The sequence below is a fragment of the Pseudomonas sp. CFBP13528 genome (assembly GCF_005233615.1).
GTDB classification, from domain to species: Bacteria; Pseudomonadota; Gammaproteobacteria; order Pseudomonadales; family Pseudomonadaceae; genus Aquipseudomonas; species Aquipseudomonas fluorescens_AM.
Genome location: NZ_QGAJ01000009.1, coordinates 1 through 12,189, shown reverse-complemented (window position 1 = coordinate 12,189; position 12,189 = coordinate 1). Strand labels below are relative to the sequence as shown.

Here is a 12,189-nt window from a genome sequence, read left to right as displayed (position 1 = left end):
TATTCGGGGTTTCGGAAATGAATATGGCTATAAGCCGCAGCGCGCTTGTGTTTCACGTACGGATTGCAAATCCGCCTACGCCGGTTCGATTCCGACCTCGGCCTCCACTCTTGAAAACCCCGTAGATTAGCGTCTACGGGGTTTTTTATTGTCCGTGAAAAAGTGGAAATCTCATCCGCCCAAGAATCAGGACTAAAAATCAAAGGTGGGAGGGGGCTTGCCCCCGATAGCGGTGAGTCAGAAACATCTATATTGACTGACCCACCGCCATCGGGAGCAAGCCCCCTCCCACATAGGATCACCATTCGTCTGCCACCCGGCACTCTGCCTGCCATGCCGTCTCTGAATATCAAGCGCGGATATCCCGAGCGTAGGAACGGAGAGCCAGCATGCATATCAACGAAAATGCCCCGGGGAACCTGTCTCAACAGGATGTGACCCGCAATACCGATAACGAAACAGGTCACGACCCTAAGCGTGATGAGGGCACTATTCCACTGCCGCCGGACGACGAGGCGCCGCTGGAGGAGGATATGTCGGATGTGGATGCGGCCGATTCGGTGGCCAGTGAGCATCCGGATAACTAGTGATTGATTCACGCGAATGAACCCGGCCTGGCGCCGGGTTTTTTTGCGGTGCAGAACGATCCAGCCTTCGTTTTTTCAAATCCCGAATGCGTGGTTTTCGACGAATGACGTGTCTGGATCAAGGGTTCCGGCCCTTAAACGGTTGTCACGGACGCCTCAGCCGACTACCCTGAAATTGTTTGTATTGTTACAAACAATTTCGGTGTGACTGTTTTCCGGTCACACGGCTTCAGGATGAGGAACGAAAAATGTTTGCACACGAAGGTACTGCGCTAGAGCTTTTAACTTTGGTTTTCGGCGTGACGGCTCTGCTTCTGGTGATCTGGTTTGTCCACCACCAATACGAACTCAGAACGCGCAAACGTGTAAAAAAACAACAAACCGACGGTAGCCAGCATTCAACGCAACATCGCTGATTGCCCCACCCCCATGCAGATTTGCGGCTGGTCTCAGCCAGCCGCTTCAGCTCGATTGATTCGCTGCTCTTTGACTTCATGCGCATAGGCTTCAAGACGTTTCTGCTGGATGGCCAGCAGGGCGCACACTTTGGTCAGCAGCGCCGCTTGATTACCCGCGCTGCCGCCGGCCGCCAGGGCCGTCAGTTCAACCACCGACCAGCCGATCACGGCGCCGGCATCTTCGAGGTCGTAGAACAGTTCCTGCTGCGCAGTCCTGGGACCGCCGAGATCGTCTATCAACGCGTCCATTGTGTTTATCCGGGGAAAATCACAGGCAAAGAAAAGCCCGCGATGGGGGAGCGGGCTAAAAGGTGTTCATGTAGGAGCTGGGATAACTCTAGGCCTGCGTCTGTGAAAGCTTCGTGAAACCCATGTCATCAAAGTGTATTCCTCGATCCAGCGCCAGCTGTATGGGGCGATAAAGCGCACAACCCTCTACTGTCGCAGGCACATCAATCCCGCTTGGATGCCGCGCCATGGTCATGTCCACCAGTCTTCTGTCAGCCTTTGTGCTGTTCGCTTTCGTGTCGTCGATCACTCCTGGGCCCAACAACACCATGTTGCTGGCCTCTGGCGTGAATTTCGGCTTTCGCCGTTCGATGCCCCATGCGCTGGGGATCAGCCTTGGGTTCATGGTGCTGGTGATTTGCGTGGGACTGGGCCTGGGCGAAGTGTTCAAGCTGTTCCCCTGGGCGTACACGCTGCTGCGCTATGTCGGCGCTGCCTATCTGCTGTACCTGGCCTGGAAGATCGCCAGCGCCGGCGGCATGACGGACAGTGAGGACGAACAGGGCAAGCCGATGACTTTTCTTGGCGCGGCGGCGTTTCAGTGGGTCAACCCCAAGGCGTGGATCATGGCACTGGGCGCGATCACGACCTACACGCCGGCCGAGGGTTACGTGACCAATGTGCTGGTGATTGCGCTGGTGTTTGCCGTGGTCAACCTGCCGAGTGTGTGCGTGTGGGTCGGCTGCGGCAGCGGCTTGCGCAGTGTATTGCGCGAGCCGCGCTGGTTGCGGGCATTCAACTGGACCATGGCGGGGTTGCTGGTGCTGTCGCTGTATCCGATGCTTTTTGTGGGGTGACAGCCCCACTAGACCGGCGAGATGGTCGCCAGCAAGCCGATGCCGATGGTCAGCACCAGAAAACCGAACAGGAAAATAGCCATCTTGGTCATAAGGCCTCCAAAGGGAAGGGGGAGACGACAGGAATGTCGGGTGGCGCCATTGTCCGCTTCGGGCGGCTTTCGATACAGAGGCAGATGATGCGCAAAAAACCGTATCAGATGGCGAGCGAGCGCCTGAGTCGCAGGTTTTCAGGCACCACAGGTTTTTGCTGATCAGCCGCAGGGAGTGAGACAGCCACCGCGTTTGCCCCTAAGATAGCGCCCACTGCATCAACAATAAGAGTGGGCCAACCCGCGATGGAAAGACGCCAGTTCAGCGGTGGCATGAAGGGTAAGAACCTGCGCTACCTCAATGACAACCCCCAGCATAGAGCGGCGGTCACCCGCATCGGCTTCCTGCTGCTCGAACATTTCTCGCTGCCTGCCTTCACCCAGACCCTCGACACGCTGGTCACCGCCAACCTGCTGCGTCCGGAGCTGTTCGTGACACGCACGTTCGGGTGGGACGAGCGTGAGATCATCAGCGACCTGGGCCTGGTCATCCGTCCCGATGCGCGCCTGGAACCTTCGGTGTTGCAGGATTTGGACCTGCTGGTGATCTGTGGCGGATTTCGCACCGAACTCAAGGCCAGTGAAGACTTTATCCATATCCTGCACGCCGCTGCCGAACAGGGTATCGGGCTTGCCGGCCTGTGGAACGGCTCGTGGTTTCTCGGCCGCGCCGGGTTGTTGCAGGGTTACCGTTGCGCCATCCACCCGGAGCATCGTCCGGCGCTGGCGGAGGTGTGCAAAGCCGCGCAGGTCACCAGCGAGCCCTATGTGATCGACCGCGACCGCCTCACCGCTTCCAGCCCCTCGGGTGCCTTCCATATGGCCCTGGACTGGATCAAGGGCCTGCACGGCAAGGCGTTGGTCGAAGGCATCGAAGACATCCTCGCCTTCGAAGAGTCGCGCTACCGCCGCATCAAGCCGACCGAAAACGTCTGCGTCAGCGCACCGCTGCGCGAAGTGCTCAAGCTGATGGACGCCAACCTCGAAGAACCGCTTGAGCTCGACCAACTCGCCGTCTACGCCGGCCGCTCGCGTCGCCAGTTGGAGCGCCTGTTCAAGGAACAGCTGGGCACCACGCCGCAGCGCTACTACATGGAGTTGCGCGTGACCGAAGCGCGGCGGCTGTTGCAGCACACCGAGCTGTCGCAGGTTGACGTGCTGGTGGCCTGCGGTTTTGTCTCACCGAGTCATTTCAGCAAGTGCTACAGCGCGTATTTCGGCTATCGCCCCTCTAAAGAAAAGCGCTTGGTCAAGTAGTAGGGGGGGCAATGTTTTCTCAGGGAGGGTTGATGGACATCACGCTTTTGGATCGTTATCGCGGCAGCTTGCTTGGGCTGGCCTGTGGCGACGCGGTAGGCACCACGGTTGAGTTCATGCCCAGGGGCACCTTTTCGCCCGTCACCGATATGGTCGGCGGCGGGCCGTTCAACCTCCAATCGGGCCAATGGACCGACGACACCTCCATGGCGCTGTGCCTGGCCGAGAGCCTGCTGCGCAAGGGCGGTTTTGACGCAGCCGATCAGATGGGGCGTTATCTGAACTGGTGGAAGTGGGGCTACTTGAGCTCGACCGGTGAATGCTTCGATATCGGCATGACAGTGCGTGAAGCGCTGGCGTCATTCGAGCGCAATGGCGAGGCGTTTTCCGGTTCCACCGACCCGTATTCGGCCGGTAATGGTTCGATGATGCGACTCGCGCCTGTGGTGCTGTTTTACTTTCCAGACCTGGAAAGCATCCGCCGATTCAGCGCGCTCAGTTCGCGTACTACTCACGCCGCCCAAGAGGCTATCGAATGCTGCGTGCTGCTGGCCGAGGCGATGAGCAGGGCCTTGAGCGGTGCGCCGAAGAATGAAGTGCTGCGCCTGGAGGACAGCGCGTTATCGGCGCCCAAGGTCATGGCGATCGCCCGTGGTGAGTATCGCGACAAGGCCCAGGCAGACATTACAGGATCAGGTTATGCGGTCGCGTCCTTGGAAGCGGCGTTCTGGTGTTTCGAGCACACCGCAAGTTTTGCCGAAGCGGTGCTCGCAGCGGCCAACCTGGGGGATGATGCCGACACGACCGCCGCTATCGTGGGGCAGTTGGCCGGTGCACATTATGGTGTCCATGGGATCCCCATCGGTTGGCTGAACACGCTCTGCCAGTGCGACGATATCCAGGAGACCGCCGATGCATTATTCGCGGCCTCCTCGAATCAGCCCTGTTAAGGGCTTTATCAAAACCGCTCCAATCGATACGCCTGCAATCCCGGCACCGCCTCACCGCCTGCCAGCCCGGCGATTTTTTCCGCCGTCACCGCCGCCTGGGTCAACCCCAGATGCTGATGACCGAACGCAAGCAGCACCTTGCCGTCGCATACCCGGTCGATGATCGGCAATGAGTCGGGCAGGGAAGGTCGAAAGCCCATCCACGGTGTGGCGTCAGCGGCATTCAGCGGCTGGCGGAACAGGCCGTCGCTCAAACGGTGCAACTGCCACGCCCGCTGCATATTCGCCGGACGTTCCAGGCCGGCGAATTCCACGGTGCCGGCCAGACGCAGGCCGTCGGCCATGGGGGTCATGATGAATTTGCGTTCCAGTGAGGTGACGGCGAAGGGCAGGCGCTGGTGTTCGTGGGGCAGCATCAGGTGGTAGCCGCGCTCGGTGTCCAGCGGCACGTGCTTGCCGGTGAGGGCGGCGGTGAGATGAGCCGAGTGAGCGCCGCAGGCGATCAGGACCTGGCGCGTGGTGACTACGCTGTGATCCGTCATCAATGACACACCGTCATTATCCACGCGGCCATCCACGACGCGTTGTTGCAGAAAGGTCACACCCAAGGCCCTGGCCGCGTTCACCAACTCGCCGACCACTGCGAACGGGTCGAGAAAATGCCCGGTGCCCGGAAAAAACAAGCCGCCCCGTATCGCCTCGCTCAACTGCGGCGCCGCCGTGCGTACCGCTTGCGCCGACCAGAACGCCACGGGCACGCCTTGCTGCTGCATCCGTTGGTGCAAGGCATCCAGCGCCGCGCGGGATTCGGCGTGCTCGAAGACCAGCAGCGAACCGTCTTCGCGCAGCAGCTGCGGTTGCCCGATAGAGCCCAACAAACGCTGCCAAGCGCCCAGGCTGGCTTCATTCAACGCGCGAATGCCGGCGACAGTGCGCCGATAGCGTGTCGGCCGCAGATTCAGCAACAAGCGCATGAACCAGGGCAGGGCGCGGGGCAGGTAGGTCCAGTCCAGGCGCAGCGGGCCCATGGGATCGAGCAACATGGCCGGCAGGCGCTTGAGGATCGACAGGTCGGCGATGGGAAATACCTGCTCGGTGGCCAGGTGCCCGGCGTTGCCGTAGGAGGCGCCCATACCGGGTGCCTGCGCGTCGATCACCAGCACTTGCCGCCCTTGTCGCGCCAGTTGCAAGGCGCAGGCAACGCCGATGATGCCGGCGCCGATCACGACGATGTCCGCTGAGTGGGGATCGGCCATCACTTATGCCTCTCTCCGGCCGTCGAGCAAGCGCCGCAGCAGCAACGGGTTGCCGTGCTGCAAGGCGCTGGGCAGCAACGCGTCCGGGAAATCCTGATAGCACACCGGGCGCAGGAATCGCAGGATCGCTGCCGTACCCACCGAGGTGCTGCGCGCATCCGAGGTGGCCGGGAACGGCCCGCCATGCACCATGGCGTCGCACACTTCCACGCCCGTCGGCCAGCCGTTGACCAGCAGGCGACCGGCCTTGCGCTCCAGCACCGGCAGCAAGGCTTGTGCCTGCGGCAGGTCATCGTCGTCCAGATGCAGGGTGGCGGTGAGCTGGCCTTCCAGGTGTTCGGACACCTGGCGCACCTGCTCGGCATCGCTGCACTGCACCACCAGCGCGGCCGCGCCGAAGACTTCGGCTTGCAAATGTGGGTTGCCGAGAAAAGCCTGGGCCTGGGTCACGAACAGGTGGGCCTGGCCCTGGTTCGGTCCGGTGGGCAACAAGCCCTTTGCGGCGACCCGCGCATGCTGGGTCAAGCTGCCGACCCCGCTTTCGTAAGCCTTGAAGATACCGCGAGTGAGCATGGTCTGGGCCGGGCAGCGCTGCAGCGCGTCGCTGGCGCGGGTGATAAAGCGGTCCAGGGCGGCGTCCTGCACCGCGATCACCAGGCCCGGATTGGTGCAGAACTGGCCGGCGCCCTGGGTCAGAGAGGCGATAAAACCCTCGGCCAGCGCGTCGCCCCGTGCGCGCAGCGCAGCCGCAAACAAGTACACCGGGTTGATCGAACTCATTTCCGCATACACCGGAATCGGTTCCGGGCGCGCCTGGGCCGCCTGGCACAAGGCAATACCGCCACTGCGCGAGCCGGTAAAGCCTACCGCCTTGATACGGGGGTCGGTCACCAGCGCAACTCCCACGTCATGCCCGGCGTCGTAGAGCAGAGAAAATGTGCCGTCCGGCAAGCCGCAGTGGTGCACCGCCTGGGCGATGGCGCGGCCCACCAGTTCACTGGTGCCGGGGTGGGCCGCGTGCGCCTTGACGATCACCGGGCAACCGGCGGCCAGTGCCGACGCGGTATCGCCGCCCGCCACCGAGAAGGCCAGGGGGAAGTTACTGGCGCCGAACACCGCCACCGGGCCCAGGGCGATGTGGCGTTGGCGCAGGTCTGCACGGGGCAGGGGTTGGCGCTGGGGTTGCGCGGTGTCTACGCGTACGTCCAGCCATTCGCCCAGGCGCACGGTGCGGGCGAAGGTGCGCAACTGCCCGCAGGTGCGACCGCGTTCGCCCTGGATACGCACACGGGACAGGCCGGTTTCGGCGACGGCGCGTTCGATCAGCGCGTCACCCAAGGCTTCGATGTTGTCGGCGATGGTCTCGAGAAACGTGGCGCGTGCGGCCAGGGAGGTTTCGCGATAAGTATCCAACGCGGACCCTGCCAGTGCGCAGGCCCGCTCGACCTGTTGGCAATCGGCGCCGGCATAGGCAGGCTCCAGCGGCGTGCCCGTGGCTGGATCAATGGCCCGGATCGCCTCGCGCGTGCCGGAAAGGGAGTGCTGACCGATCAGCATCTTGCCCGTCAGAGTCATGGGATCATCCTGGAAACAAAGGTGGGTGTGGCGGGGGAGCAAACTCCCTCGCCACAGGGATCAGTCGACGTTCTGCTCGGCCGACCAGTTGGCGTACCACTGGCGGAACAGCGCGTACTGTTGCTCGGCATAGCGGCGCTGAGCGTCGCTGAGCACATCGGTTTCGTTGAAGTGCAGGGCGTAGCCCTGGTCACCGTTGAGTACCATCAAGTGTTTGTAATACAGCACCAGGTCGCAGCCTTCGTCGAACGAGGACAGTACCGCCAGCGCGGCTTCCAGCTCGCGAGCCTGGCGCCGGGCCTTGGCATCGCCCGTGGCGGCCAGCTTGCTCAGCGCTACCAGTTGCAGCACTTCGCGGGGCAGCGCGTTGCCGATGCCGGTGATGGCGCCGGTGGCGTTGCAATTGACAAAACCGTGCACCACCTGGGTGTCGACACCCACCATCAGCGTCACGTCATCGTCCTGGGAGGTAATGTTTTCGGCCGCATAGCGCAGGTCGGCGGCGCCGCCGAATTCCTTGAAGCCGATCAGGTTCGGGTATTCGCGGCGCAGTTCGAAGAACAGCTCGGCGCGGGTGGCGAAACCGTAGTACGGGCTGTTGTAGATCACCGCCGGCAGGTTGGGCGCCGCCTTGAGGATCGCCGCGAAGTGGGCCTTTTGTGCGGTAGCCGAGGCACCACGGGACAGCACACGCGGAATCACCATCAAGCCATGCGCGCCGACCCTGGCGGCATGCGCGGCGTGAGCCACGGCCTCACGGCTGTTGACCGCCCCGGTGCCGACGATGGTCGGTACGCCGGCGGCCACCAGGCGCGCCACGCCTTCCTGGCGCTCGGCTTCGGTGAGCAGCGGCCAGTCGCCCATGGAACCGCAATACACCACGGCGCTCATGCCGATATCGATCAGTTCGCGACCCTTGGCCACCAGGGCGTCGAAGTCCGGTTTGCGTGCGGCGGTGCACGGCGTCATCAGGGCGGGCATGCAGCCGGTGAAGAGGTTGTCGCTCATGGTGCTGACTCCTTGGTATTGAGTAGTGGGGAAGGGCTCAGATGCCCCAGGCAAACGGGTCCTGCTCGTCGATCAACAACGTGCTGTCGGCGGTCATGTGGGCACGGCCGGTGATGAACGGGCGTATGCGTTCGCCGTCCCATTCATAGCGCGCCTGGAATTGACTGCCGGTGATGCTGGCCTGGACCCAGGGCTCACCGGCGCCGAGTTTGCCGTCGGCCGCCAGGCAGGCGAGCTTGGCGCTGGTGCCGGTGCCGCAGGGAGAGCGGTCATAGGCCTTGCCGGGGCACATCACGAAGTTGCGGCTGTCGGCCTCGGTGTCATCGGCGAACAGTTCGATGTGGTCGATCAGCGCGCCGTCTTCGCCGTGTATTCCCTGGGCTTCAAGGGCCTTGAGCATGGCCCAGGTATAGTCGGTGAGGGCGTCGACGTTGCTCATCTGCAGCGCCTGACCGTGGTCGGACACCAGGAAAAACCAGTTGCCGCCCCAGGCAATATCACCCACGACCTCGCCGTGGCCGGGCACCTGCACCGCGACCTGGCGACGATAGCGATAGGCGGGGACATTGCGCAGGGTCACCGTGCCGTCGGCGTGCAGCGTGGCCGTCACCGGGCCCACCGGTGTGTCGAGGGTGTGCACGCCCGGCTCGATCAGCCCCAGGTAGTGCAGCGAGGCAACCAGGCCGAGGGTGCCGTGGCCGCACATGCCGAGGTAGCCGGCGTTGTTGAAAAAGATCACGCCACAGGTCGCGCCCGGGGTGACCGGCGCGCAATACAGCGCCCCCACCAGCACATCGTTGCCGCGCGGTTCCAGCAGGCAGGCGCGGCGCCATTGATCGTGGTGGTTGCGCAGGTCGTCAAGTTGATCGGCGAGCGTGGCGCCGGCCAGCGTGGGGAAGCCATTCATGACCAGGCGTGTGGGTTCGCCGCCGGTGTGGGAGTCGATAACGTGCAGGCGTTTCATGCAAGGCTCCATCAGTGGGTGGCCGGAGAAAGTGGGGGGCTGTAACGATCGTCACTGACGGCTTCGCTTTCATCGTCCTCGCTTTCCAGGCGCACCAGATGGGCCGGTACCCCGGTGGCGGCGCCCCAGTAGTAGATGCCCAGGGCACAGACCGCCACGACGACGGTGTCGAACGGGTGGCTGATAAGGCCGAGGCCGCCGAAACTGCCGAGCTTGGAGAGCAGGATGGTCAGCGCATAGAACCCGATCAGCCAGGCCGACGAGCGCACCTGCTGCTTGAGATTCACGTGCGCGGTGGGCACCCAGCGGGCGCACAGCAGGTACACCCCGAACATCAGGATTTGCAGGCCGAGCAACCAGGACACCGTGCTCCAGCCCGACCAGTACACGATCAGCGCGGCGATGATGAACGACAGCGGGCCCAGTACCGCCATGCCCTTGACCCGGAACGGGCGCGCCAACTGCGGGGCCGTGCGGCGCAGCGCAGCGACGGTGACCGGGGCCACGGCGTAACTCAGGATCAGTGCGGCGGAAACCACGTTGATCAGCGCTTCCCAGGATGGGAACGGCAGGGTCCAGAACACCGACAGGCCGAAGGTCAGCCACAGGGCTGGGCGTGGGATGCCGGATTTCGCATCGATATGGGTAAAAATCTTGAAAAAGGTGCCGGTCTGCGCCCAGCCGTACACTACGCGCGGCGTGGCGTTCATGTAGATATTGCCGCAGCCGCTCGGGGAGATCACCGCATCGGCCACCACCAGGTAGGCCAGCCAGCCCACGCCGAGTGCCAGGGCGATATCGCGATACGGCAACGCCAATTGCTTGCTGATGCCCGCCCAGCCATCGGCGAGCATGTCCGTGGGCACGCCACCCAGAAAGGCGGTTTGCAGCAGCACGTAGATCGTGGTCGACAGCAGTACCGAGAGAATCAGCGCAATCGGAATGGTACGTTGCGGGTTCTTCACTTCACTGGCCACTGAAATGATCGGCGTGAGCCCCAGGTAGGCAAAGATCACCCCACCGGCCGACACCGCCATCTCGATGCCCGACAGCCCGAACGGCGCAAAGCCGTGCATCTGCAAGTTTGCCGGTTTGAAGAAGGTAAACAGCACGCCGATCACCAGTAGCGGCACGATGAACTTGAACACGCTCACCAGGTTATTGGCGATGGCGAAGGTCTTTACGCTGCGGTAGTTGAGGACGAAGAACAGGCACAGCAGCGCGAACTGCACCAGCCAGCCCAGGGTAGTGGGGTCGCTGGAGCCGGCCTTGGTCAGTTCCGGAAACCACGCCGCCGCGTATTGGCGCGAGGCGACCACCTCGATCGCCACCAGGCTGGAAAACGCGATCAGCGTGATAAAACCCATCAGGTAGCCCAACAGCGGGCCATGGGAATACACCGGGTAACGCACCACGCCACCGGCACGGGGCAGGGCGGCGCCGAGTTCGCAGTAGACAATGCCCAACAGCAGCACCGCGAAGCCGCCGATGAGCCAGGAGATAATCCCGGCGGGACCGGCAATTGCAGAGACATGACTGGCGGCGAACAACCAACCCGAACCGAAGATGGCCCCCAACCCGATAAAGGTGAGGTCCATCAATGACAGCTGTTTCTTGAACTTGCCTTGGCCTGACATAGCGGCGCCTTCTTGTGAGTTATTGGATAGGCATGCAGTGGCGCTATCGTGATGCCGATGCGCGAGCGGCGATTGATGGTTTGCGCCGGAATGGACGACGAATTCAGCACAGTTTTCAGCGCTCGACAGTGTCTCGGGCATGGGGCAATCTGCTCGGCGTCGGGGTCAGAAACGGGCGATGAAGGTCATGGTTCAGCACGTGTTTGCGAGTCTCTTGCAGGGCAGTCGCCCCCACAGCATCGAGCAGTTGCTGACGGGCGCGGCGCAGCTGTTGCCGTTGCTGGACGTGATCCCCAACGCGGCGATTTTCATCAAGGACATCGAGGCCCGCTACGTGCTCGCCAACCGCACCCTGGTGCAGCGCTGCGGTCTGCGGCAACTGCAGCCGCTGCTGGGCAAGACCAGCGCCGACGTATTCCCCGCACAACTGGGGCCGGGCTATACCGAACAGGACCGGCGTGTGCTGCAGCAGGGTCTGGTGCTGGAGGACCAGCTTGAGCTGCACCTTTACGGCAGCCGCGAACCGGGTTGGTGCCTGACGCACAAATGGCCGCTGTATAACGATGACGGCGCGATCATCGGCCTGGCCGGCATCTCGCTCGACCTGCAATCGGCCAGCGAAACCCACCCCGCCTACCAGCGCCTGGCGGCCGTGGACGAACATATCCGCGCGCACTTCAACCGCCGTGTCACCCTCGGCGAGCTGACGCGCATTGCCGGCATTTCCGTGGCGCAGCTGGAGCGCTACTGCAAGCGCGTATTCCACCTCACGCCCCGGCAAATGATCCAGAAGGTACGGCTGGAGCATGCCCACCGATTGCTGCACACCGAACTGCCGATTACCGACGTGGCGTTGCAGTGCGGTTATACCGACCACAGTGCATTCACTCGACAGTTCAAGGCATCGACAGGGTTCACGCCCAGGCAATACCGGCAGGCCACCCAACCTTCGTGGGAGGGGGCTTGCTCCCGATAGCCTTGGCTATCTACACAATGCTGTAGCAGCCAACGCTAACCACGATGCGAAGCGAGCCGCTCTTGACCTTGACCTTGATCTTGATCTGCTTTTGATCTTGATCTCAGGCGCCCCGTTAAACCACGCTGGCCGAACGCAGGCTTGAATCCGTGGGTAACCCGGCAGGACGCCGGGTTAGCCGCACTGGGCCATGGATGGCCCATTGCGGCGGCCCACGGATTCAAGCCGGAGAGAGGGCACACCGAGCCTAGGCGAGGTGCCGAGTGGTGGGGCAAGAGCCTTAATGAGATGGTCAGCCCGGCGAGAACCTCAGGTCTACACTACTGAGGTTCTCACTTTTCCTG

General features: G+C 62.7%; 12 protein-coding genes. 6 read left to right on the top strand and 6 right to left on the bottom strand.

The window, feature by feature from the left end:
• The first annotated feature begins 389 nt into the window (after positions 1–389).
• Together PspCFBP13528_RS17140 and PspCFBP13528_RS27615 are read left to right on the top strand one after the other, a co-directional pair.
• Positions 390–587 (top strand): hypothetical protein, encoded by a 198-nt coding sequence (locus PspCFBP13528_RS17140; RefSeq protein WP_137200845.1) that lies wholly within the window; start codon positions 390–392, stop codon positions 585–587.
• 248 nt (positions 588–835) lie between these two features.
• Complete coding sequence (locus PspCFBP13528_RS27615; RefSeq protein ID WP_175413306.1) at positions 836–1,003, top strand: hypothetical protein; 168 nt, start codon at positions 836–838, stop codon at positions 1,001–1,003.
• Positions 1,004–1,036: 33 nt separating this feature from the next.
• Here the strand turns inward: PspCFBP13528_RS27615 and PspCFBP13528_RS17135 are convergent, their stop codons facing one another.
• Complete coding sequence (locus tag PspCFBP13528_RS17135; protein WP_137200843.1) at positions 1,037–1,294, bottom strand: hypothetical protein; 258 nt, start codon at positions 1,292–1,294, stop codon at positions 1,037–1,039.
• A gap of 227 nt (positions 1,295–1,521) precedes the next feature.
• On the opposite strand from PspCFBP13528_RS17135, the gene PspCFBP13528_RS17130 reads away from it, so the two are divergent.
• The 3 genes from PspCFBP13528_RS17130 (at position 1,522) to PspCFBP13528_RS17120 (ending at position 4,429) form a co-directional block, all read left to right on the top strand.
• Positions 1,522–2,130 (top strand): LysE family translocator, encoded by a 609-nt coding sequence (locus PspCFBP13528_RS17130; protein ID WP_137200842.1) that lies wholly within the window; start codon positions 1,522–1,524, stop codon positions 2,128–2,130.
• A 365-nt stretch (positions 2,131–2,495) separates the two neighbouring features.
• Positions 2,496–3,479 (top strand): GlxA family transcriptional regulator, encoded by a 984-nt coding sequence (locus tag PspCFBP13528_RS17125; protein ID WP_137201060.1) that lies wholly within the window; start codon positions 2,496–2,498, stop codon positions 3,477–3,479.
• Between the two features lie 32 nt (positions 3,480–3,511).
• Positions 3,512–4,429, top strand: coding sequence for an ADP-ribosylglycohydrolase family protein (locus PspCFBP13528_RS17120; protein ID WP_137200840.1), 918 nt, complete (start codon positions 3,512–3,514; stop codon positions 4,427–4,429).
• 8 nt (positions 4,430–4,437) lie between these two features.
• Here PspCFBP13528_RS17120 and PspCFBP13528_RS17115 read toward each other — a convergent pair whose 3' ends face one another.
• From PspCFBP13528_RS17115 to PspCFBP13528_RS17095, 5 genes are read right to left on the bottom strand one after another with little or no spacing between them, the layout of a single operon-like run.
• The gene (locus PspCFBP13528_RS17115) at positions 4,438–5,685 is read right to left on the bottom strand and encodes an FAD-dependent oxidoreductase (RefSeq protein WP_101221297.1); all 1,248 of its coding nucleotides are present in this window, start codon (positions 5,683–5,685) and stop codon (positions 4,438–4,440) included.
• Between the two features lie 3 nt (positions 5,686–5,688).
• Entirely contained in the window at positions 5,689–7,260 is a 1,572-nt protein-coding gene (locus tag PspCFBP13528_RS17110; RefSeq protein WP_137200838.1) for an aldehyde dehydrogenase (NADP(+)), read from the bottom strand.
• Between the two features lie 60 nt (positions 7,261–7,320).
• Complete coding sequence (locus PspCFBP13528_RS17105; protein ID WP_065952645.1) at positions 7,321–8,268, bottom strand: dihydrodipicolinate synthase family protein; 948 nt, start codon at positions 8,266–8,268, stop codon at positions 7,321–7,323.
• Positions 8,269–8,305: 37 nt separating this feature from the next.
• Positions 8,306–9,232 carry a 4-hydroxyproline epimerase gene (locus tag PspCFBP13528_RS17100; RefSeq protein WP_065952646.1) on the bottom strand — a complete coding sequence of 309 codons (927 nt, stop codon included), beginning with the start codon at positions 9,230–9,232 and terminating at the stop codon, positions 8,306–8,308.
• An 11-nt stretch (positions 9,233–9,243) separates the two neighbouring features.
• Complete coding sequence (locus tag PspCFBP13528_RS17095) at positions 9,244–10,869, bottom strand: APC family permease (RefSeq protein WP_137200836.1); 1,626 nt, start codon at positions 10,867–10,869, stop codon at positions 9,244–9,246.
• A 187-nt stretch (positions 10,870–11,056) separates the two neighbouring features.
• Between PspCFBP13528_RS17095 and PspCFBP13528_RS17090 the strand changes: the two genes are divergently transcribed.
• Positions 11,057–11,845 carry an AraC family transcriptional regulator gene (locus tag PspCFBP13528_RS17090; RefSeq protein WP_101221296.1) on the top strand — a complete coding sequence of 263 codons (789 nt, stop codon included), beginning with the start codon at positions 11,057–11,059 and terminating at the stop codon, positions 11,843–11,845.
• Positions 11,846–12,189: the final 344 nt, after the last annotated feature.

Bases quoted from the DNA above. Each gene is read 5' to 3' on its own strand.
- PspCFBP13528_RS17100 (WP_065952646.1), bottom strand. From the start codon at position 9,232: ATGAAACGCCTGCACGTTATCGACTCCCACACCGGCGGCGAACCCACA.
- PspCFBP13528_RS17125 (WP_137201060.1), top strand. From the start codon at position 2,496: ATGAAGGGTAAGAACCTGCGCTACCTCAATGACAACCCCCAGCATAGA.
- PspCFBP13528_RS17140 (WP_137200845.1), top strand. From the start codon at position 390: ATGCATATCAACGAAAATGCCCCGGGGAACCTGTCTCAACAGGATGTG.
- PspCFBP13528_RS17095 (WP_137200836.1), bottom strand. From the start codon at position 10,869: ATGTCAGGCCAAGGCAAGTTCAAGAAACAGCTGTCATTGATGGACCTC.
- PspCFBP13528_RS17115 (WP_101221297.1), bottom strand. From the start codon at position 5,685: ATGGCCGATCCCCACTCAGCGGACATCGTCGTGATCGGCGCCGGCATC.
- PspCFBP13528_RS17135 (WP_137200843.1), bottom strand. From the start codon at position 1,294: ATGGACGCGTTGATAGACGATCTCGGCGGTCCCAGGACTGCGCAGCAG.
- PspCFBP13528_RS17120 (WP_137200840.1), top strand. From the start codon at position 3,512: ATGGACATCACGCTTTTGGATCGTTATCGCGGCAGCTTGCTTGGGCTG.
- PspCFBP13528_RS17105 (WP_065952645.1), bottom strand. From the start codon at position 8,268: ATGAGCGACAACCTCTTCACCGGCTGCATGCCCGCCCTGATGACGCCG.
- PspCFBP13528_RS17110 (WP_137200838.1), bottom strand. From the start codon at position 7,260: ATGACTCTGACGGGCAAGATGCTGATCGGTCAGCACTCCCTTTCCGGC.
- PspCFBP13528_RS17130 (WP_137200842.1), top strand. From the start codon at position 1,522: ATGGTCATGTCCACCAGTCTTCTGTCAGCCTTTGTGCTGTTCGCTTTC.
- PspCFBP13528_RS27615 (WP_175413306.1), top strand. From the start codon at position 836: ATGTTTGCACACGAAGGTACTGCGCTAGAGCTTTTAACTTTGGTTTTC.
- PspCFBP13528_RS17090 (WP_101221296.1), top strand. From the start codon at position 11,057: ATGGTTCAGCACGTGTTTGCGAGTCTCTTGCAGGGCAGTCGCCCCCAC.